We start from the raw sequence: 21,287 nt of genomic DNA, 5'->3' as shown, positions 1-21,287 counted from the left end.
ACCGCCCAGTTGGGCGGTGGCCATTCCCGCGTACGCCCGTAAACTTGGCGGTTCCGGCGCACGCGCACAACACCTCGGCCAGTATGCCAGCCCGGACGCGCTCCGGCTCGCATATCGGCCACGAAAGGCCGAACGTGCCCGTCGCCGTCACCACCGAAGCCCTCGCCCTCTCCCGCCCCACCGGCACCCCGCCCGCCAACGAGTACCGGATCCGCGTCGGGCAGTGGATGCAGAGCGTCCCGACCGGTGGGCCCTGGAAGTCCCTCGGGCCGTCCTTCGTCCTCTTCCTCATGCACGCGGCGCAGAAGGCCGACGCGGACGGCACCAACCTCCACTGCCCGCCGTCCAACCTCTGGTTCTCCCGGGCCTGCCGGGTCTCCAAGGACTCCGTCCCCGGCTTCTACCGGGCCGCCGAGGCTGCCGGGGTCATGGCCCTCGTCCACGGCCCCTCCGGCGCCCGGGTGCGCGGCTACGCCGTCACCGTGCCCCTGGGCGGCGTCCCCGACTGGGACGCCGCCCTCGCCGTCCTGCGCGCCGACGCCCGGCGCGTCAAGCAGGAGCAACTCCGCTGCGCCGCCGGTAAGTCCGCACGTGCGGAGTCGGTGAAGTCCGCACCTGCGGCGCTGCCGAGGCCGCGCTGCGGCGCCGGTAAGTCCGCACGTGCGGAGCCGGACAAATCCGCACGTGCGGGCTCGTCGCTCCGCACGTGCGGACGCAACCAGGAAGTCCCTTACCAGGACAAGAAGACGGTTGCTGTCGTAGTGACAGGTACCACTTCGCGCGCGAGCGAACAGCCCGCACCGGCACCGCTGCCGCCGCCACCCGACCCCACGGGCTGGGAGCGGATGACCGAGCACCTGCCGCCCGACCTCCAGGAGCCCGCCCGCGCCGTCCCGGAGGACGACCTGCTGCGCCGGTTCACCACCACGGCCGTCCGGGCGGGCTGGGCGTCCCCGGGTTGGCTGGCCGCCCGCCTGGCGTCCCACCGGCCCGAGAACCCACCCGGCGCCGACCCCGCGGATCGTCTCGCCGCCGGTCTGGTCGCCGTCCTGGGTGTCCTCTCGGACCGACATGCCCACCCGGGCCGGGGGATCCTGGCCTCCTGCACGTGAGCGGCAGCGTCGGCCAAGGGGGGCGATCGCCCTGTCGACCCGGCCGGATCGAACGCTCCTGGCACACTCGGAGTGCCGGCTGCGCGGCTTCCTCGCACGGGACGACGCGACTGCCCGGGCCCGGGAGGTGGACCACTACCAGCTCTCAGCAGTCCGACGGCCGAATCGGCAACTCACCGCGGCCGCCGGCACGCCCTCCGGAGAGGACGGCATGACCTTCTACGAGCAGCACCGCGACTTCATCGAGGAACTGGAGCGGATCGCCCCGGAAGGCGTCCGGATCGAATGGTCCGGCGACACACTGATCATCCAGGCGTCGCCGTCCAACATCCATCAGCTCAACGTGGCCCAGGTGCGCAGGCAGTTCGAGCAGCATGCTCCGGACGGCTATCTCCCCAGCGAGCGGAGCGAGATCGTCAGCCCGGACGTCTCCAAGGGGCGCGAGCCGGACCTGACCTACCTCCCGCTGGACGTCCTCTCCCAGCCGGGCAACAAGGCTCCCGCCGCAGAAGCCCTGATCGCGGTGGAGATCGTATCGCCGTCCAATCCGGGCAACGACTGGATGGACAAGCTGCACGACTACGCCGTGATGCGCATCCCGCTGTATCTGATCGTGGACCCGCGCCAGCAGACGGTGACGCTGTTCTCCGAGCCGAACCACGACCGGTATCACACCCGCAGTGACCGGAAGTTCGGCGACGTGATCAGCATTCCGGAGCCCTTCGGCTTCCCGCTGAGCCTGGCGAAGCTCGTCCCGTACCAGGACTGATGGTCGGAGGGAGCCGGCCGAGGCCTAAAGCCGGTGAGCGGTCCCGCCGGGGCGTGATAGACCAGACGCACTATGAACATCACTGTCTTCTGCTCCGCGTACTCGCTCGACGACCGCTACACCGCTCCCGCCGCCGAATTCGCCCGGCTCCTCGGCGAGGGCGGGCACACCCTGGTGTGGGGCGGCTCGAACGCCGGGCTGATGGGGCTGCTGGCCGACGAGGTGAAGGCGGCGGGCGGCAGGCTGGTCGGGGTGCTCGTCGAGATGCTGAGGCACAAGGGGTACGTCGGTGCCGACGAGCTGGTCATGACCCGCGACCTCGCCGAGCGGAAGGCGGAGCTGGCGGCCCGGGCGGACGCGATCGTCGTGCTGGTCGGCGGGCTGGGCACGCTCGACGAGGTCACCGAGGTGCTGGAGCTCAAGAAGCACGGCATGTTCGACAAGCCGGTGGTCGTCCTGGACACCGAGGGCTTCTACACGGGCCTGCGCACGCAGCTGGAGCGGATGGACACCGAGGGCTTCCTGCCCCGCCCGCTCGCCGAACTGATCCGGTTCGCCGACTCCCCGGCTCAGGTGTTTGAGCAGCTCAAGGCCTGATTAGATCAGCACCATGGCTGCACATCTGATCACCGGCGCCGGCTCCGGCATCGGCGCCGTCCTGGCCGAGCGCCTCGCCGAGCGCGGCGACGACCTCTGGCTGTTCGCCCGCGACGCCCGCCGCGCCGCCGAACTGCGCGAGCGCTTCCCCGGGGCGAAGACCCTGGTCGGCGACCTCGGCGACCCGGCCAAGCTCTCCTGGGCCCTCGGCCACCAGGCGCTGCCCGTCGAGCTCGACTCCCTCCTGCACGTCGCGGGCATGGTCGAGCTGGGCACGGTCGGCGAGCTGCCGGTCAAGGCCTGGCAGGAGACGCTCAACGTCAACCTGGTCGCCCCCGCCGAGCTGACCCGGCTCCTGCTGCCCTCGCTGCGCCTGGTCAAGGGGCACGTGGTGTTCGTCAACTCCGGTGCCGGGCTCTCGGCCCATGCCGAGTGGTCGGCCTACGCCGCGAGCAAGCACGGCCTCAAGGCGTTGGCCGACGCGCTGCGCCAGGAGGAGCACCCGAACGGCGTCCGGGTCACCTCGGTCTACCCGGGCCGCACCGCCACCGCGATGCAGGCCAAGGTGCACCAGCAGGAGGGCAAGGCCTACGACGAGGACCGCTTCATCGCCCCGGAGTCGGTGGTGAAGGCGATCCTCGCCGCCCTGGACGCCTCCCGCGACGCGGAGCTCACCGACATCACCGTCCGCCCCGGGCGCTGACCTGGAGCCGGTGGCGGCGCACTAGGCTCGGGCGGGTGAGCACCGGAGACACCTTCCCCGACCTGCGCGGCGCCGCCACCGGCGTCGGTTCGCTGCCCGGCACCGACGCCCGGGAGGCCGCCAAGACCTCCACCGGCGCGCTGGAGCAGCTGCCGTTCCTGCCCGAACTCCCCGCCCGGGGGCCGGGCGCCGACATGATCGGCCGTGGCGCCGGCCTGCTGGTCGAGCTGTTCGCGCAGACCGAGCCGAGCGGCTGGCGCTTCGCCGACCGGCCGGGCCGGGACACCCGGCGCGCCCACTCCTGGCTGGGCGAGGACCTGGACGCGCTGGAGGAGTTCACCCAGGGCTACCAGGGCGCGCTCAAGCTCCAGGCCGTCGGGCCGTGGACGCTGGCGGCGGGCATCGAGCTCAAGTACGGCGAGAAGGCGCTCTCCGACCCCGGCGCCTGCCGGGACATCGCCGGCTCGCTCACCGAGGGACTGCGCCGCCACCTGGCGGACGTCCGGCGGCGGGTGCCCGGCGCGCAGCTGGTCCTCCAGCTCGACGAGCCCTCGCTGCCCGCCGTGCTGGCCGGTTCGGTGAAGACCGCCAGCGGCTTCCAGCGGCTGCGCCCGGTGGACCGGCAGGTCGCCGAGGAGGTGCTGCGCGAGACGATCCGCGGCCTGGACGTGCCGGTCGTGGTGCACTGCTGCGCTCCGCAGGTCCCGGTCCCGCTGCTGCGCCGGGCCGGGGTGGCCGGGGTCTCCCTCGACTTCTCCCTCCTCACCGAGCGGGAGGACGACGACCTCGGCGAGGCGGTCGAGGCGGGCACGGCGATCCTCGCTGGTGTCGTGCCCTCCACTGACCAGGAGGTGTCCGACCCGGCCGGTAGTGTCCAGGGTGTCAGGACCTTGTGGCGCAGGCTCGGGTTCGCCCCGGAGCTGCTGGGCCGCCGCGTGCTGGTGACGCCGACCTGCGGGCTGGCCGGGGCGTCCCCGGCGTACGCGCGCAAGGCGCTGTCGCTTGCGGCGCGGGCGGCGCAGAGCCTGGTGGACAACCCGGAATGAGAACGTAGGAGGGCTTGCGGTGGTGGCTGTCGAGGGCTGGGAGGACGTCCCTGCGGAGGTGCGCAGGCGGCACGCCGAGCTGGTCGTGGAGATCACCGAGCACCGCGCCCGGTACTACGTGCAGGACGCCCCGGTCGTCAGCGACGCCGAGTTCGACGTCCTGATGCGCGAGCTGGAGGCGATCGAGGCCGCGCACCCGGCCCTGGTGACGCCGGACTCGCCGACGCAGGAGGTCGGCGGCGACGTCGCGGAGGGCTTCACCAAGGTCGAGCACCGCGAGCGGCTGCTCAGCCTCGACAACGCCATGGACGACGAGGAGCTGGCGGCCTGGGCGGACCGGGTCGCCCGCGAGCTGGACGGCATCGACTACCACTACCTGTGCGAGCTCAAGGTGGACGGCCTGGCCGTCAACCTCACCTACGAGCGCGGCCAGTTGGTCCTCGCCGCGACCCGGGGCACCGGCCGGGTCGGCGAGGACATCACCGCCAACGTTCGCACCATCAAGGAGATCCCGCAGCAGCTCACCGGCGACGACCTGCCCGAGCTGGTCGAGATCCGCGGCGAGGTCTACCTGCCGACCGAGGCCTTCGAGGAGCTGAACGCCTCGCTGGCGGCGGAGAACGAGCGCCGCCGGGCGGAGAACGAGGAGCGCGCCAAGGAGGGCAGGCGTCCGCAGGCGCTGGTCCACCTGTTCGCCAACCCCCGCAACGCCGCCGCCGGTTCGCTGCGCCAGAAGGATCCGCTGGTCACCGCGTCCCGTCCGCTGCACATGGTGGTGCACGGCATCGGCGCCCGGGTCGGCTTCGACATCGACTGCCAGTCGCACGCCTACGACCTGCTGCGCGCGTGGGGCCTGCCGACGGCCCGGCACAACAGGGTGGTCGGGACGCTGGACGAGGTGCGGGCGTTCATCGGGCACTTCGGCGAACAGCGGCACTCGGTCGAGCACGAGATCGACGGCGTCGTGGTCAAGGTGGACGAGATCGCCCTGCAGGGGCGGCTCGGTTCCACCTCCAAGTCCCCGCGCTGGGCGATCGCCTGGAAGTACCCGCCGGAGGAGGTCACCGGCAAGCTGGCCGCGATCAAGGTCGGCATCGGCCGCACCGGCCGGGCCACCCCGTACGCGGTGCTGGCCGAGCCGGTGAAGGTGGCCGGCTCGATGGTGCAGTACGCGACGCTGCACAACCAGCAGGTCGTCAAGGCCAAGGGCGTGCTGCTCGGCGACACCATCGTGCTACGCAAGGCCGGTGACGTCATCCCGGAGATCCTCGGCCCGGTGGAGAGCCTGCGGGACGGCACCGAGCAGGAGTTCGTGATGCCCTCGCACTGCCACGAGTGCGGGGCCGAGCTGCGCCCGATGTCCGAGGGGGACATCGATCTGCGCTGCCCCAACGCGCAGTTCTGCCCGGCGCAGATCCGCGAGCGGATCGCCTTCCTGGGCGGCCGTTCCTCGCTGGACATCGAGGGCCTGGGCTATGTCGCGGCGACGGCGCTGACCCAGCCGCTGGAGCCGGCCGAGGCGCCGGTGCGGGACGAGGGCGACATCTTCGGCTTGACGATGGAGCAGTTGCTGCCGATCGAGGTGCTGGTCCGCGACCAGAAGACGGGCATGCCCAAGCTGGACGACCGCACCGGCAAGGAGAAGAAGGCCACCTTCTTCGCGAACCAGAAGGGCGAGCCCAAGAAGACGGCGGGCGTGCTGCTGGAGAATCTGGAGAGGGTGAAGGAACGTCCGCTGTGGCGCTTCCTCAACGGCCTCTCGATCCGGCACGTCGGGCCGGTCGCGGCGCAGGAGCTGGCGCGGGAGTTCCGGGACCTCGACCGGATCTTCTCGGCCACCGAGGAGGAGCTGGCCGCCGTCGAGGGGGTCGGGCCGATCATCGCCCGCTCCGTCGTCGAGTGGTACCAGGAGGAGTGGCACCGGGGGATCCTGGAGAAGTGGCGCGCGGCCGGCGTCCGCTTCACCGAGGAGCCCGCCGACGAGGAGGAGGCGGAGCGCCCGCTGGAGGGCCTGACCGTCGTGGTCACCGGCACCCTGGCCGGGCACACCCGGGACGGGGCCAAGGAGGCGCTGACCTCGCGCGGCGCGAAGGTGACCGGTTCGGTATCGAAGAAGACAGATTTTGTCGTGGCCGGCGACAACCCCGGGTCCAAGTACGACAAGGCCGTTCAGCTCGGACTGCCCGTCCTGGACGATGCCGGCTTCGCCGTGCTGCTCGCCGACGGAGCGGCCGCGGCCCGTGCCCACCTCGGCCTGCCCGAGGTCGGGAAGGCCCCCGCCGAGGCCGCTCCGGAGGCCGACCCGAGCGGAGCGTGACCGAGCTCGTCTTGTTATCGTCCTGATGCAACGTCACCGGGTGTCGCGCCGTGGAAGCGGGCATTGTGTCACTGTGCGACACCCGGGCGCGGTGGCGCGTTTCCGGTTGTCCGAAAGTCTGCCCACCGGGTGGACCCCGGCATACCCTGGAGCGCAACAGAGTGTCAGCAGGGGTGGGGGCACCGGCTGAGCCGGTGCTCCGCGGGGTCGCTCCACGCCCGGCAGCTGTCGGTACCGGCACGGTGCCTCACCGTAAGGCGGCCTGACGGGGCGGGCCCGACGGAGGACAGGGCTTATGGATCATACGACCGGCGGTGCGCCCACACGCCCGCCGCAGGGGGTGGCAGGTGCGGTCCTGCTGCTCGGCGTGCTGCTGGCCGGTGCCGCGCCGCTCATCCCGCTGGCCGTCCTGGTCTACCGGTACGAGCCCGAACTGCTGCCGCTGTTCGCGGTGCCGCTGGCGGTGCTGGTCGCCGCCTGGCGGATCGCCCGCGACCGCGCCCGTGACCAGCTGACCGACCCGCTGACGGATCTGCCCAACCGTCAGGCCCTGTTGATGGCCGCCCAGGAGGCGATCGCAGAGCGCGCGGAAGGCTACAGCGTCGGTCTCATCCTGCTTGATCTCGATCGCTTCCGATCACTCAACGACACCCTCGGTCACACCGCCGGCGACCGGCTGCTGGTGCACATCGCCCGCCGGCTGCACCGCGCGCTGCGCTCCGGAGGCCCGGCCGGCAGCGCCACCCGGGAGTCCATCGACGACGTCTTCGCCGGCCTGCCCCGGAACTACCGGCGCGGCCGCCCGATGGTGGCCCGGATGGGCGGCGACGAGTTCGCCGTGCTGCTGCCCGGCATCAACTGCCCGGACAGCCTGGAGCGGGTCGCCAAGGCGCTGATCGCCGAACTCGCCGCGCCGATCCGGCTGGACGGACTGCTGCTCGTGCTGGAGGCCAGCGCCGGCGTCTGCGTCTACCCGCAGCACGCCCAGGACGCCGAGGCGCTGCTGCGCCGCGCCGACGTGGCGATGGGCCACGCCCAGCGCGGGTGCAGCGGCGTCGCGCAGTACGACGAGACCCAGGACGCCGACACGCCGTACCGGATAGGGCTGCTCGGCGACCTGCGGCGGGCCCTGGAGACCGGCGAGGTGCAGCTGCACTACCAGCCCAAGGTGGCCTTCGACGGCCGGGTGGTCGGCCTGGAGGCGCTGCTGCGCTGGGAGCGCCCCGGCCAGGGCCGGGTCTCGCCGGACGAGTTCGTCGGGCTCGCCGAGTCCAGCGGCCTGATGCCCCGGCTCACCGACTACGTGCTGGAGGCCGCCGTCGGGCAGCTCGCCTACTGGCGGGAACAGGGCCTCCAGGTGCAGGTCGCGGTCAACGTCTCCCCGCGCGACGTGCTCAACCCCGGCTTCGCCCAGCGCGTCGCCGGCCACCTCGTCCGCCACCAGGTGCCGGCCCACGCGCTCCAGCTGGAGATCACCGAGCGGCTGCTGCTGGACGACTCCCGCCGGGCCGCCGACACCCTCGCCGAACTGCGCGGCTACGGCGTCGGGATGTCCCTGGACGACTTCGGCACCGGCCACTCCTCGTTGGTGCGGCTGCGCAGCCTGCCGGTCGGCGAGCTGAAGATCGACCGCTCCTTCGTCTCCCGGATGGTCGCCGACGACCACGACGCGGCGGTGGTGCGCTGCTCGGTGGAGCTCGCCCACTCGCTGGGCCTGACCGTGGTCGCCGAGGGCGTGGAGGACGACGAGACCTGGGAGCGGCTGCACTGCATGGGCGTGGACGCCGTCCAGGGCTGGCTGGTGTCGGCGGCGCTGCCGGCCGAGCAGGCCACCGCCTGGCTGCGGGTGCACCGCACCGGCGCCCCGCCGGTGGAGCGGCTGGTCCCCCCGCCGGGCCGGCTGCCGTCGGCCCTCCACGCGGTGCAGGGGGGCCAGGGCCTGCCGGTCCAGCCGGTGCTGCCGCCGGCCGGCCAGCCGGTGGTCCAGCAGGCCATCGCGCCGGTGCTGCCCCCCGTGCTGCCCCCGACCCTCCCGCAGGCCGTGCAGGCCGTGCAGGCCGTTCAGACGGTCCAGGCCGCGCCCGCGCCCCAGCCCGTGTCGGCCGCGCAGATCGAGATCAAGGCGCCGGGCCCGCAGAGTTGGGCCCGCACCAGGCCGCAGTGACGGGCGCGCAGGCTTACTCGTTGGCCGGTGGCCGGGCCGGGCCCCATAGGATGGGGTCCAAAGACCACGAGGACGGAGCACCGGACCGGTTGCTCCTGCCCGGGCCCGGCACCGCCTGCGCGCGGCGTCGGGCCTCACCAGAACTCACCCTGAGGATCGCTGCATGCCTGGCATCACGCGCGAGGAGGTCGCCCACCTCGCCCGGCTGTCGCGTCTTGAGCTGAAGCCCGAAGAGCTGGACCACTTCGCCGAGCAGCTCGACGTGATCATCGGCGCGGTCGCCCGCGTTTCCGAGGTCGCCGGACAGGACGTCCCGCCGACCTCCCACCCGCTCCCGCTGACCAACGTGATGCGCGCGGACGAGGTGCGGCCGTCGCTCACCCCGGAGCAGGCGCTGTCCGGCGCCCCCGCCGCCGAGGAGCAGCGTTTCCGTGTGCCGCAGATCCTCGGGGAGGACTGACCGAGATGACCGAGTTGATCAAGTACACCGCCGCTGAGACGGCCTCCGCCATCGCCAAGGGCGAGGTGTCCGCCGTCGAGGTGGCGCAGGCGCACCTGGACCGCATCGGCGCCGTCGACAAGAAGGTCAACGCCTTCCTGCACGTCGATACCGAGGGCGCGCTGAACGCCGCCAAGGCCGTCGACGAGAAGCGCGCCAAGGGCGAGGAGCTGGGCCCGCTGGCCGGCGTCCCGCTCGCGCTGAAGGACGTCTTCACCACCAAGGGCGTGCCGACCACCTGCGGCTCCAAGATCCTCGAAGGCTGGATCCCGCCGTACGACGCCACGCTGACCACCCGTCTCAAGGACGCCGGCGTGGTCATCCTCGGCAAGACCAACATGGACGAGTTCGCGATGGGCTCCTCCACCGAGAACTCCGCCTACGGCACGACCGGCAACCCGTGGGACCTCTCCCGCATCCCCGGCGGCTCCGGCGGCGGTTCGGCCGCCGCGCTGGCCGCCTTCGAGGCCCCGCTGGCGATCGGCACCGACACCGGCGGCTCGATCCGCCAGCCCGGCGCCGTCACCGGCACCGTCGGCGTCAAGCCGACCTACGGCTCGGTCTCCCGCTACGGCCTGGTCGCCTTCTCGTCCTCGCTGGACCAGGGCGGCCCGTGCGCCCGCACCGTGCTGGACGCGGCGCTGCTGCACGAGGCCATCGCCGGGCACGACCCGCTGGACTCCACCTCGATCGACGCGCCCGTCCCGGCCGTGGTCGAGGCCGCCAAGCTGCGCGACGTGCGCGGCATGCGGATCGGCGTGGTCAAGGAGTTCGCCGGCGAGGGCTACCAGGCCGGCGTGATGGAGCGCTTCAACGAGTCGGTGGAGCTGCTGCGCGAGCTGGGCGCCGAGGTCGTCGAGGTCTCCTGCCCGTCCTTCACCCTGGCGCTGCCCGCGTACTACCTGATCGCGCCCAGCGAGGCCTCGTCCAACCTGGCCCGCTTCGACGCGATGCGCTACGGCCTGCGGGTCGGCGACGACGGCTCCCGCTCGGCCGAGGACGTCACCGCCCTGACCCGCGAGGCCGGCTTCGGCCCCGAGGTCAAGCGCCGCATCATCCTCGGCACCTACGCCCTCTCCTCGGGCTACTACGACGCCTACTACGGCTCGGCCCAGAAGGTCCGCACGCTCATCTCGCGCGACTTCGACGCCGCCTTCGCGGGCGTGGACGTGCTGGTCTCGCCGACCACGCCGACCACCGCCTTCCCGATCGGCGAGCGCGCCGACGACCCGATGGCGATGTACCTGGCCGACCTCTGCACGATTCCGTCGAACCTCGCGGGCAACGCGGCCATGTCGCTGCCCTGCGGTCTGGCCCCGGAGGACAATCTCCCGGTCGGCCTGCAGATCATCGCACCCGCGATGGCGGACGACCGCCTGTACCGGGTGGGCGGCGCCGTCGAGGCCGCACTCAACGACAAGTGGGGGCACACCCTGCTGGAGGAGGCACCGGCACTGTGAGCAAGATCGAGAAGGCCAAGGCCCCGTCGTCCCTCAAGGCACCGTCGTCCCTGAAGGGCTTCAAGCACAGCAAGCCGGGCCTCTGGCTGTCCATCGGCACCAGCGCCTTCGGCGCGGTCTCGGTCGTCAAGGACGTGCGGAAGGCCCGCGAGGAGAGCGACACCCTCAAGCTGGTCAACGCCCTGGTCGGCGCCGCCGCGCTGATCACCGGTACCGCCCTGCTGGTGCGCGAGCTGCGCCAGCTCGGCTCCGACGACGTCCTGCTGGGCTGAGCTGAGCGCCCCGGCCCGGCCCCGCGCGAGCGGCGGCCGGGCCCGTACCTCCCAAGTCTTTTAGTGAAGGGGACGCTGTGAGCGTCATGAACCTGGTCTCCTACGAGGACGCTCTCGCGTCGTACGACCCGGTGATGGGCCTTGAGGTCCACGTCGAGCTGGGCACCAAGACCAAGATGTTCTGCGGTTGCTCGACCGAGCTGGGCGCCGAGCCGAACAGCCAGACCTGCCCGACCTGCCTGGGCCTGCCCGGCTCGCTGCCGGTGGTCAACGCGATCGGCGTGGAGTCGGCCGTCAAGATCGGCCTGGCGCTGAACTGCGAGATCGCCGAGTGGTGCCGGTTCGCGCGGAAGAACTACTTCTACCCGGACATGCCCAAGAACTTCCAGACCTCGCAGTACGACGAGCCGATCGCCTTCAACGGCTACCTCGACGTGCAGCTGGAGGACGGCTCGACCTTCCGCGTGGAGATCGAGCGCGCCCACATGGAGGAGGACACCGGCAAGTCCAGCCACGTCGGTGGCGCCACCGGCCGCATCCACGGTGCCACCCACTCGCTGCTCGACTACAACCGGGCCGGCATCCCGCTGATCGAGATCGTCACCAAGCCGATCGTCGGTGCCGGCGAGCGCGCCCCCGAGGTCGCCAAGGCGTACGTCGCCGAGCTGCGCGAGCTGATCAAGGCGCTGGGCGTCTCCGAGGCGCGGATGGACAAGGGCCAGATGCGCTGCGACGTCAACCTGTCGCTGCGCCCCAACGGCACCGAGACCTTCGGCACCCGTTCGGAGACCAAGAACGTCAACTCGCTGCGCAGCGTGGAGCGGGCCGCCCGGTTCGAGATCCAGCGGCACGCCACGGTGCTGACCGACGGCGGCACGATCATCCAGGAGACCCGGCACTTCCACGAGGAGGACGGCAGCACCACCTCGGGCCGGATCAAGGACAACGCCGAGGACTACCGCTACTTCCCCGAGCCGGACCTGGTGCCGATCGCCCCCGCCCGCGCCTGGGTCGAGGAGCTGCGGGCGGGCCTGCCCGAGCTGCCGCGGGTGCGCCGGGCCCGGCTGCAGGCCGAGTGGGGCCTGTCCGACAAGGACATGCAGTCGGTGCTGAACGCCGGCGCCGTCGAGCCGATCCAGGAGACCATCGCCGCCGGCGCCCCGGCCGACCAGGCCCGCAAGTGGTGGATGGGCGAGCTGGCCCGCCGGGCCAACGAGACCGGCACCGAGCTGAGCGAGCAGCCGATCACCCCGGCGCAGGTCGCCCGGGTCACCGCGCTGGTCGCCGAGGGCAAGCTGAACGACAAGCTGGCCCGTCAGGTCATCGAGGCCGTGCTGGCCGGCGAGGGCGAGCCGGACGAGGTCGTCGAGAAGCGCGGCCTGGCCGTCGTCTCGGACGACTCCGCGCTCGGTGCGGCCGTCGACCAGGCCATCGCCGAGAACGAGGCGATCGCCGCCAAGATCCGGGACGGCAAGGTCGCCGCGGTCGGCGCGCTGGTCGGTGCGGTCATGAAGGCCACCCGCGGCCAGGCCGACGCGGCCCGCGTCAAGGACCTGATCCTGGAGCGGCTGGCCGTGGAAGGACAGTAGGCGGAGTCTGGAGCGGCTGGCCGTGGAAGGACAGTAGGCGGAGTCTGGAGCGGCTCGCCGTCGAGGGGCAGTAAGCACAACCCAGGGAATCTGGGCATCTTTGCCTGAGGTCCTAAGGCGCCTAAGGCGCCTAAGGCCCTCTAAGTAAGGCCTAAGGCCCGGTCTCACCTCTAAAACGAGGTAAGACCGGGCCTTTGTCGTTCCCCGGGCCCCGATCTAAGGCATCCGGGGCCCGGAAGATCGGTAGGGCTTCCGATGCGGCACCCCCCGCTGGGAGAGGAAGCTCTTACTCGACAGCGAAACGCAGTGAGACCCACAGGGGGAACCGAAAGTGATCGAGTACGAGCTCATCCAGCAGCACGCCCACGAGCTGGCCGTCCGCGCCGAGCACGAGCGCCTGGTCCGGGAGGCCAAGGAGGGACGCCGCCTGCGGCAGCGTCCGGTGGCCGCCCGCTTCCAGCGGCGCCCCGCGCGCCAGCGCGAATGCTGACGGACCGGCACCACGACGGTGCCGAGGGAGTTTCGGAGGGGGAGGCGCAGCAGGGGAGCGCCTCCCCCTCCGGGCGTTCGCCAGGGGAGATAACCCCTCGGCCCGCCACCTCCGGCTATGGCATGCTCGCCTCCATGCAGCAGATATCGGTGAGTCCCGTCTTCGTCGGCCGCGGCAGCGAGATCACCGAACTGACCGACGCGCTGCGCCGGGCCGGCTCCGGCAGCCCGCAGGCCGTGTTGATCGGCGGCGAGGCGGGCGTCGGCAAGACCCGGTTGCTGGAGGAGTTCCTGCAGCGGGCCGCCGCCGGGGGAGCGGTCACCACGCTCGGCGGCTGCCTGGAGATCGGCGCCGAGGGCCTGCCGTACGCCCCGCTGGCCGCGGCGCTGCGCCGGCTGCACCGCTCGCTGGGCGCCGAGCTGGAAGCCGCGGCGGCCGGCAGCGAGGGGCACCTGGCCCGGCTGCTGCCCGAGTTCGGCGAGGCCGACGGCGAACCCAACGACGAGTACGGCCGGGCCCGGCTGTTCGAGCACACCGCGAGGCTGTTCGAACGGCTCGGCGCGGAGCGTACCCTCGTGTTCGCCGTCGAGGACCTGCACTGGTCCGACCGCTCCACCCGCGAACTGCTCGCCTTCCTGGTCCGCACCCTGCACCGGTCCCGGGTGCTGCTGGTCGCCACCTACCGCTCCGACGACCTGCACCGGCGCCACCCGCTGCGCCCCTTCCTGGCCGAGCTCGAACGGCTGCGCACCGTCCAGCGGCTGGAGCTGGAGCGGTTCGGCCGTGGCGAGGTCGCCGCCCAGCTGGCCGGCATCCTCGGCACCGCCGACCCCGACCGGAAGCTCGTGGACCGCATCCACCGCCGCTCCGAGGGGAACCCGTTCTTCGTCGAGGAGCTGGCCACCGCCTTCGAGGACGGCTGCGGCGCCGGGCTCACCGACTCGCTGCGCGACATCCTGCTGGTCCGGGTGGAGAGCCTGGACGAGGAGGCCCAGCGGGTGGTGCGGATCGCCGCCGAGGGCGGTTCGCACGTCGAGCACGCCCTGCTGGCGGCCGTCCTGCACGACGACGAGGAGGCGCTGATCGAGGCGCTGCGGGCGGCCGTCGGCGCCAACATCCTGCGCCCGGACGGCGAGGGCGAGGGCTACCGCTTCCGGCACGCGCTGGTCCGCGAGGCGGTCTCGGACGACCTGCTGCCCGGTGAACGGCACCGGATCAACCGCAAGTTCGCGCTCGCCGTGGAGGCGAAGCCGCAACTGGTCTCCTGCGACGCCCTGCCCGCCCGGCTGGCCAACTACTGGTACCACGCGCACGACCCGGCCCGCGCCCTGCCGACCGCCCTGGACGCCGCCCGGGCGGCCCGGCGCCGCAACGCCTTCGCCGAGCAACTGGGCATGCTGGAACGGGCCCTGGAACTGTGGGACATGGTCTCCGAGGAGGTGCTGGCGCACACCCTGCGCCCGTACGACTGGGCCGAGACCTACCCGCCCGGCTCCTGCGACCACAGCACCGCCGACGGGGACTGCGACCGGATCCAGCTGGTCGACGTACTGGCCGAGGCGGTGGTCGCGGCCCGGCGCTGCGGCGACCGCGAGCGCGGGCTGAGCCTCGCCAGGCGGGGGCTGCGGCTGGTCGACGAGGCCGTGCACCCGGTGCGCGCGGCCTGGTTCCGGATCAACCGGGCCCGGATGCTGGGCAATCTGCGCCGCTCCGGCGACGACGAGGAGATCCTCCACGCGCACCGGCTGGTCGACCACCTGCCGCCGTCCGCCGTCCAGGCCGAGGTGTTCGCGCTCGGCGCCGGGGTGGCGATGCTCAAGAAGCCCGGCCCCGAGCACATCGAGCTGGCCGAGCGGGCCATCCGGATCGCCCAGGAGGTCGGCGCGCACTCCGTCGAGGTGCACGCCCGGATGACGCTCGGCGGCCTGCGCTACGACGTGCACGGCGACGCCGACGGCGGGCTGGCCGAACTGGCCGGGGCGGTCGAGGCGGCCCGCCGGCTGGGCGTGCCCGACCTGCTGCTGCGCGGCGTCAACAACCTGGCCAGCATGCAGCGCGGGGTGGGCCGGGCCGAGGAGGCGGTGGTGCTGGCCCGCGAGGGCCTGGTCTACGCGGACGGCAACGGCCTGCTGCGCAACATCGGCACCATCCTGACCGGAAACCTGGCCGAGGCGCTGACCGACCTGGGGCGGATCCGGGAGGCCGCCGAGGTGCTCGACGCCTGCGAGCTGACCAGCCTGACCGGCACCCACGCCGAGTTCCTGGACCGGATGCGCGGCGACCTCGCGCTGCTGCGCGGGGACCTGGCCGGCGCGGCGACCATGCTGGCGCAGGCCCGGTCGGCCAACCGGGTCGGCCAGCTCCAGCACAGCGTGCCGATCAGCCGGCTGGCGGTGCGGATCGCCGCGCTCGCCGGCCGGCCGCTGGAGGCCCGGGAGGAACTGCTCGCCGCGCTGGCGGAGGAGGGGCGGCTCGGCCACGAGTCCGACGTGTACCCGCTGCTGGTCGAGGCCGCCACGGTGGAGGCGGACAGCCGGGGCCTGCCGGAGGCCGCGCCCGGCCGGGCCGAGGCGCTGGCCGCGATCGCCGCGCGGGCGGCCCGGCTGCGGCCGCGGGCGCCGGTACACCACGGCTGGGCCCGGCTGCTGGAGGGCGAACTGGCCCGCGCCGAGGCCGCCGACACCCCGGAGCACTGGGCTGCGGCGGTCGCCGCGCTGCGGCCGACCGGGTTGCCGTACCCGCTGGCGGTCGCCCTGCTGCGGGCCGGCGAGGCCGAGGTGCTGGCCGGGCGGCGCGAGGCCGGGGCCGAACTGCTGCGCGAGGCGCGGGAACTGGCCACCGTCCGGGGCGACCGTCCGCTGCTGGCCGAGGTCGCGGGCCTGGCCGACCGGGCCGGGCTGACGCTGACCCCGGTGGCGGCCGCGCGGCCGGCCGCCGGGCCGACCGCGACCCCGCCCGCCGGGGAGTCGTTCGGCCTCACCCCCCGTGAGCGGGACGTGCTCCGGTTGCTGGCACGCGGCTGGAGCAACCGGCAGATCGCGGAGGAGCTGTACATCTCTCCGAAGACCGCGAGCGTGCACGTTTCCAACATCCTGGGCAAGCTCGCGGTCACCGGCCGGGGCGAGGCGGCGGCGCTGGCGCACCGGTTGCGGCTGTTCCCGGACGATCCGGCTTAGGACAGGGACTGGGCCCTGTCCGGCCCGGGCCTCCCGCTGACCCGTGCGCCCGGCGCCGGGCCCCCCGACCGTCTCCGGTCCGGGCGGCCCGGCGCCGGGCGCCGTCGCGTGCTCCCGTGCGCGCCGCGTGAGCCCCCGGCCGCGCGCCGCCGCCAACCGGGCCGATCCGCCGGAATCGGGTGCATTTCCCCACCCCCTCGCCATTACTCTAAGTTGAGTGCATGTGTCATTGAGTGACGGATTTGGTGTAGGGTCCCGATCGGGAACATCGGTGCGGTGTGGTGACCGGAAGGCCGCCCACCCCCTGGGCCTCCGTCCTGACGGGGCGCCAGGCCACCGCGTACGGCCAAGAGGCGCGCGGCCGGTGGCCCGTGGCCGGGGCGCCAGGCCCCGGGCCGGAGGGGGAGAGGCCGAGTGAGCTCCACCGATACGGTGCTGCCCGGGGCCGGACGGCCGGGCGTGCCACCCGCCGACGCGTCCGAGCCCGACACGTCCACGCCCGGCGCGGCCGAGGCCTGCGCGTCCGCCCCCGGCCGGCGCGGCCCGCTGGGCCGGCTCCGGGAGAGCCGGACGCTGCCCGGACTCGTCCTCGGCACGCTCTGCCTGGCCTACGCCCTGGGCGCCGCCACCGGCTGGGGATCCTTCCAACTCTCCATCTTCATGGGCGACTTCGGCCTGGCCGCGGCGGCGCTCGCGGCCGCGCTGTCCTGCCTGGTGTACGGCTGCACGGCGGGCGGGCGCGCCCGCCCGGCCTGGCTGCTGTTCGGCCTCTCCTCGCTCATGGTGGCCTGCGGCAACGGGACCTGGGGCTGGTACGAGCTGGTCGCCCGCAGCCCGCTGCCGCAGGACTCGCTCGCCGAGTACGCCTTCCTGCTGTTCTCCCCGCTCGCCATCACCGGCGTCCTGGTGCTCGCCCAGCGCCCGCGCTCGGCCGCCGGCTGGCTCTGCCTGCTGCTCGACGGCTGGCTGATCGCCGGCTCGCTGTTCACCCTCAGCTGGAGCCTGGCGCTCGGCCGGATCGCCGCCGGCGAGGCCGGCTCGCCGCTGCGGCTGGCCCTCAACCTGGCCTACCCGGTCCTGGACATCCTGCTGGTCAGCCTGGTCGTCGGACTGCGCTTCGGTGGTCGGGACGGCAACCGGGCTGCCGTGCACACCGCGATGGTGGCGCTGGCCGTCACCGTCCTGTGCGACGCCCTGTTCACCTCCCCGGAACTGCGCAGCAGCTACCGCTCGGGCGAACTGCTGGACGCCGGCTGGTTCTCCGGCAGCCTGCTGCTGGCCTGGGCGCCGTGGTCGCCGCGCTGGCGCCGCCCGCTGCGCGAGCACCCCTCGGCCGGAGGCCTGCCGCGCCGCCGGGTGGCCACCACCTTCAGCGCGCTCACCCCGTACGCGGCCGCCGCGGTGTGCACCGCCGGGATCCTCTACAACGCCCTCGGCGGGCGGGAGTTGGACCGGGTGGTGGCCGCGGCGGCCTGCACCGTCGGCCTGGCGCTCATCCTGCGCCAGGGCGTGATGCTGCTCGACAACCTCTCGCTCGCCCAGGAACTCGCCCACAAGGAGGCGCACTTCCGCTCCCTGGTGCAGGGCTCCAGCGACGTCATCATGATCGCCGGTGCCAACGGCGTGCTCTCCTACGTCTCCCCGGCCGCGCTCGGCGTCTACGGGCGGGACCCGGAGGAGCTGGTCGGCGGCAACCTGCTGGACCTGGTCCACCCGGAGGACGTGGACCGGGTGCTCGCCGAGGTCCGCCGCTACCTGGCGAGGGTCCGGCTCACCGCCCACCGCTCCCCGGGCACCGCCGAGCCGTCCGCCCGGGTGGAGTGCCGGATCAGCTCCGGCGGCGGCGAGTGGCTGCACGTCGAGTCGACGGTCAGCCGGCACCGCGACGGCCTGATCCTCAACAGCCGGGACGTGACCGAACGCGTGATACTGCAGGCCCAGTTGCAGCACAACGCCTTCCACGACCCGCTCACCGACCTGCCCAACCGGGCGCTGTTCGCCCAGCGGCTGCGGGCCGCCCTCGGCGCCCGCGGCCAGCAGGGCGAGGGCGGCGCCGGGGTCGCGGTGCTCTTCCTCGACCTGGACGGCTTCAAGGCGGTCAACGACACGGCCGGCCACCAGGTGGGCGACGAACTGCTGGTGCAGGCGGCCCGCCGGCTCCAGGGGGCCGTCCGCTGCGGGGACACCGTCGCCCGGTTCGGCGGCGACGAGTTCGCCGCGCTGGTCTGCGGCCCGCTGGGCCGGCTCCAGGTCCAGGAGCTCGCCGAGCGGCTGCGGATCGCGCTCTCCGAGCCGTACTGGATCGGCGGCGCCGAACTCGGTGTCGCCGCCAGCATCGGCATCGCCTTCGGCACCCCCGAACGCGGCCCGGCCGCCGACCCGAGGGCGGCCACCGACGAGCTGATGCGCAACGCCGACCTCGCGATGTACCGGGCCAAGTCCGAGGGCAAGGGCCGGGTGGTGCTCTACAACCCCGCGATGCGGGCCGATCTGGAGCGCCGCACCGAACTGGAGGAGCGGCTGCGGGCCGCCGTCCGCGAGGGCGGCTTCACCCTGCTCCACCAGCCCGTGGTGGACCTCGCCAGCGGCGCGGTGACCGGCGTCGAGGCGCAGGCCCGCTGGCGCTCGGCGGGCGGCCTGCTGCTCACCCCGGCCGAGTTCCTGCGCTCGGCCGACCACGGCGACGCGGCCACCCGGTTCTCCCGCTGGCTGGTCCAGGAGGCGGTGATGGCCGCGGCCGACCGGCGCGGCCAGTCCGGTCGCAGCCGCAGCGGCCCCGCGCCCGTCCCGGTCGCGGTCCGGCTCTCCACCGAGCGGCTGTGCTCGCCCGGCCTGTACGAGACGGTGGCCGCGGCGCTGCGCGACAGCCGGCTGCCGCCCGGCGAACTGGTGATCGAGGTGGCCCGGATGGGCCCGGACTCGCTCGCCGACGAACTCGGCCGCCGGCTGGCGGCGTTGCGTCGGCTCGGGGTGACCACCGTGCTGGCCGGCTACGGCGCCGGCAGCGGCTCGTTCGGCGAGCTGGCCCGGCTGCCCCTGGACGGCCTCAAGCTGGACCGCACGCTGGTGCAGGACCTCGGGGAGTCCGCGCTCAGCCGCACGCTCGCCGGGCACGCCCTGCGGCTCGGCCACGACCTCGGTCTGGTCACCGGCGCCGAGGGGGTGGATCTGCCCCGCCAGGTCGCCGCGCTCCAGGAGCTGGGCTGCCGGCAGGGCCAGGGTTCGGCCTTCGCGCCGCCGCTGGACGAGACCCGGCTGCGCCGGGCGCTGGTGCGCCGGGGCTACCCGCTGCCCAGGCCGCTCGGCTCGGTCTCGGCCCGGCGCGCGTACCTGGCCGCGGAGGCCCGGACGGGTGGCCGCGGGGAGGGCGGCGGGGGGCGTGTCGTGCATCACCACGGTGCCCCCGACCTGCCCGAACGCCGCGCGGTGAGCGGTCCAGGGTCGGGTCCGCATGGCGAGACGGTCATCCCACCTGCTTGACACGCGCCCCCGGACAGGAGGAGGGTCGTTGCCATGCGCACCCGAATTCTCGTACTTGGCGGGCGCGTCGGCTGAGCGGGCTCACACGCCCCGCTTGTGACAGACCGACGCGCCACCCCTCGCATGCCCTTGGCACGAGGGGTTTTTTGTTGCACTGACGCTGTTCCACCACCGCAAGACCCCTGGTCCCGACCGCCCGATCCGCTCCGATTTCCGGGGAGGAAGCGGGACGATTGGGGCAGAGCCGGCGATCGGCCCGAAACCGGGACCCCACCCTCGCACCACCGGGGCCCGCAACCACCGGGCCGGCACATTCCGAGAAGAGACAGGCAGATGACTGAGCACGCCGCATCCCCCCGCCGCGGGGACGCCACGGCCGCCCACGCTCCCGCTCCCCAGCACGTCGTCGAAACCATGACCGGCGCCCAGTCGCTCATCCGCTCGCTGGAGGCCGTGGGCGCGGACACCGTCTTCGGCATCCCGGGCGGGGCCATCCTTCCCGCGTACGACCCGCTGATGGACTCGGCCAAGGTGCGCCACATCCTGGTCCGGCACGAGCAGGGCGCAGGCCACGCCGCCACCGGTTACGCCCAGGCCACCGGCCGGGTCGGGGTCTGCATGGCCACCTCCGGTCCGGGCGCGACCAACCTGGTGACCCCGATCGCCGACGCCTACATGGACTCGGTGCCGATCGTCGCGATCACCGGCCAGGTCTCCTCCAAGGCGATCGGCACCGACGCCTTCCAGGAGGCGGACATCTGCGGCATCACCATGCCGATCACCAAGCACAACTACCTGGTCACCGACCCCGCCGAGATCCCCCGGGTGATCGCCGAGGCGTTCCACATCGCGGCCACCGGCCGCCCCGGCCCGGTCCTGGTCGACATCGCCAAGGACGCCCTCCAGGCCACCACCACCTTCCGCTGGCCGGTCGAGCTCTCGCTGCCCGGCTACCGCCCGGTCACCAAGCCGCACGCCAAGCAGATCCGCGAGGCCGCGAAGATGCTGGTGGCCGCCAAGCGCCCGGTGCTGTACGTCGGCGGCGGCGTGATCAAGGCGCAGGCCACCGCCGAGCTGCGGATCCTCGCCGAGCTGACCGGCGCCCCGGTGGTCACCACCCTGATGGCGCTCGGCGCCTTCCCCGACAGCCACCCGCAGCACCTGGGCATGCCCGGCATGCACGGTTCCGTCCCGGCCGTCACCGCGCTGCAGAAGGCCGACCTGCTCTTCACCCTCGGCGCCCGCTTCGACGACCGCGTCACCGGCAAACTGGACGGCTTCGCCCCGCACGCCAAGGTCGTCCACGCGGACATCGACCCCGCCGAGATCGGCAAGAACCGCCCCGCCGACGTGCCGATCGTCGGCGACGCCCGCGAGGTGCTGGCCGATCTGATCGTGGCCGTCCAGGCCGAGTTCGACGCCGGCCACAAGGGCGACTACTCGCAGTGGTGGGACAAGCTCGACGCGTGGAAGAAGACCTACCCGCTGGGCTACGAGCCCGCCCCGGGCGGCCGCCTCTCCCCGCAGCAGGTCATCGAGCGGATCGGCCGACTGGTCGGCCCGGAGGCGATCTACGCCGCGGGCGTCGGCCAGCACCAGATGTGGAGCTCGCA

General features: G+C 73.2%; 14 protein-coding genes and 1 pseudogene. All 15 read left to right on the top strand.

What is annotated here, in order from left to right; translation table 11 throughout:
- Nucleotides 1–134 precede the first annotated feature (134 nt).
- Nucleotides 135–1,112 carry a hypothetical protein gene (locus tag ABT015_RS30070; RefSeq protein ID WP_350884619.1) on the top strand — a complete coding sequence of 326 codons (978 nt, stop codon included), beginning with the start codon at nucleotides 135–137 and terminating at the stop codon, nucleotides 1,110–1,112.
- Nucleotides 1,113–1,323: 211 nt separating this feature from the next.
- Nucleotides 1,324–1,881 (top strand): Uma2 family endonuclease, encoded by a 558-nt coding sequence (locus ABT015_RS30065; protein WP_350884617.1) that lies wholly within the window; start codon nucleotides 1,324–1,326, stop codon nucleotides 1,879–1,881.
- A 72-nt stretch (nucleotides 1,882–1,953) separates the two neighbouring features.
- A complete protein-coding gene (locus tag ABT015_RS30060) occupies nucleotides 1,954–2,478 on the top strand; it encodes an LOG family protein (RefSeq protein WP_350884615.1) in 525 nt (174 codons plus the stop codon).
- A gap of 13 nt (nucleotides 2,479–2,491) precedes the next feature.
- Entirely contained in the window at nucleotides 2,492–3,181 is a 690-nt protein-coding gene (locus tag ABT015_RS30055; RefSeq protein ID WP_350884613.1) for an SDR family oxidoreductase, read from the top strand.
- A 35-nt stretch (nucleotides 3,182–3,216) separates the two neighbouring features.
- A complete protein-coding gene (locus ABT015_RS30050) occupies nucleotides 3,217–4,227 on the top strand; it encodes a methionine synthase (RefSeq protein WP_350884611.1) in 1,011 nt (336 codons plus the stop codon).
- A gap of 22 nt (nucleotides 4,228–4,249) precedes the next feature.
- Nucleotides 4,250–6,544, top strand: a complete 2,295-nt coding sequence (gene ligA, locus ABT015_RS30045) for an NAD-dependent DNA ligase LigA (protein WP_350884711.1) — start codon at nucleotides 4,250–4,252, stop codon at nucleotides 6,542–6,544.
- A 358-nt stretch (nucleotides 6,545–6,902) separates the two neighbouring features.
- Nucleotides 6,903–8,390, top strand: a pseudogene (locus ABT015_RS30040) (putative bifunctional diguanylate cyclase/phosphodiesterase); the annotation flags it as partial.
- A gap of 481 nt (nucleotides 8,391–8,871) precedes the next feature.
- The gene (gene gatC, locus ABT015_RS30035; RefSeq protein WP_030057414.1) at nucleotides 8,872–9,168 is read left to right on the top strand and encodes an Asp-tRNA(Asn)/Glu-tRNA(Gln) amidotransferase subunit GatC; all 297 of its coding nucleotides are present in this window, start codon (nucleotides 8,872–8,874) and stop codon (nucleotides 9,166–9,168) included.
- A 5-nt stretch (nucleotides 9,169–9,173) separates the two neighbouring features.
- Nucleotides 9,174–10,667 carry an Asp-tRNA(Asn)/Glu-tRNA(Gln) amidotransferase subunit GatA gene (gatA, locus tag ABT015_RS30030; protein ID WP_350884606.1) on the top strand — a complete coding sequence of 498 codons (1,494 nt, stop codon included), beginning with the start codon at nucleotides 9,174–9,176 and terminating at the stop codon, nucleotides 10,665–10,667.
- A complete protein-coding gene (locus ABT015_RS30025; RefSeq protein WP_350884604.1) occupies nucleotides 10,664–10,939 on the top strand; it encodes a hypothetical protein in 276 nt (91 codons plus the stop codon). Before gatA ends, ABT015_RS30025 begins: the two co-directional genes overlap by 4 nt.
- 77 nt (nucleotides 10,940–11,016) lie before the next feature.
- On the top strand, nucleotides 11,017–12,528 hold the full coding sequence (gene gatB / locus ABT015_RS30020) for an Asp-tRNA(Asn)/Glu-tRNA(Gln) amidotransferase subunit GatB (protein ID WP_063347730.1): 1,512 nt from the start codon (nucleotides 11,017–11,019) through the stop codon (nucleotides 12,526–12,528).
- A 331-nt stretch (nucleotides 12,529–12,859) separates the two neighbouring features.
- Nucleotides 12,860–13,018 (top strand): hypothetical protein, encoded by a 159-nt coding sequence (locus ABT015_RS30015; RefSeq protein WP_159398431.1) that lies wholly within the window; start codon nucleotides 12,860–12,862, stop codon nucleotides 13,016–13,018.
- 134 nt (nucleotides 13,019–13,152) lie between these two features.
- On the top strand, nucleotides 13,153–16,194 hold the full coding sequence (locus ABT015_RS30010; RefSeq protein WP_350884602.1) for a helix-turn-helix transcriptional regulator: 3,042 nt from the start codon (nucleotides 13,153–13,155) through the stop codon (nucleotides 16,192–16,194).
- Nucleotides 16,195–16,740: 546 nt separating this feature from the next.
- Nucleotides 16,741–19,674 (top strand): putative bifunctional diguanylate cyclase/phosphodiesterase, encoded by a 2,934-nt coding sequence (locus tag ABT015_RS30005; protein WP_350884709.1) that lies wholly within the window; start codon nucleotides 16,741–16,743, stop codon nucleotides 19,672–19,674.
- Nucleotides 19,675–20,007: 333 nt separating this feature from the next.
- On the top strand, nucleotides 20,008–21,287 hold a 1,280-nt coding region (gene ilvB, locus ABT015_RS30000; RefSeq protein WP_350884600.1), incomplete at its 3' end, for a biosynthetic-type acetolactate synthase large subunit.

It is taken from the genome of Kitasatospora sp. NPDC094016, assembly GCF_040304045.1.
Classification (GTDB): Bacteria; Actinomycetota; Actinomycetes; order Streptomycetales; family Streptomycetaceae; genus Kitasatospora.
Note: the sequence above shows the minus strand (reverse complement) of the source record. Positions and strands in the feature narration are given on the sequence as shown.

Coding starts and splice junctions, on each gene's coding strand:
- ABT015_RS30065 (WP_350884617.1), top strand. CDS start 1,324: ATGACCTTCTACGAGCAGCACCGCGACTTCATCGAGGAACTGGAGCGG.
- ABT015_RS30060 (WP_350884615.1), top strand. CDS start 1,954: ATGAACATCACTGTCTTCTGCTCCGCGTACTCGCTCGACGACCGCTAC.
- ABT015_RS30055 (WP_350884613.1), top strand. CDS start 2,492: ATGGCTGCACATCTGATCACCGGCGCCGGCTCCGGCATCGGCGCCGTC.
- gatC (WP_030057414.1), top strand. CDS start 8,872: ATGCCTGGCATCACGCGCGAGGAGGTCGCCCACCTCGCCCGGCTGTCG.
- gatA (WP_350884606.1), top strand. CDS start 9,174: ATGACCGAGTTGATCAAGTACACCGCCGCTGAGACGGCCTCCGCCATC.
- ABT015_RS30010 (WP_350884602.1), top strand. CDS start 13,153: ATGCAGCAGATATCGGTGAGTCCCGTCTTCGTCGGCCGCGGCAGCGAG.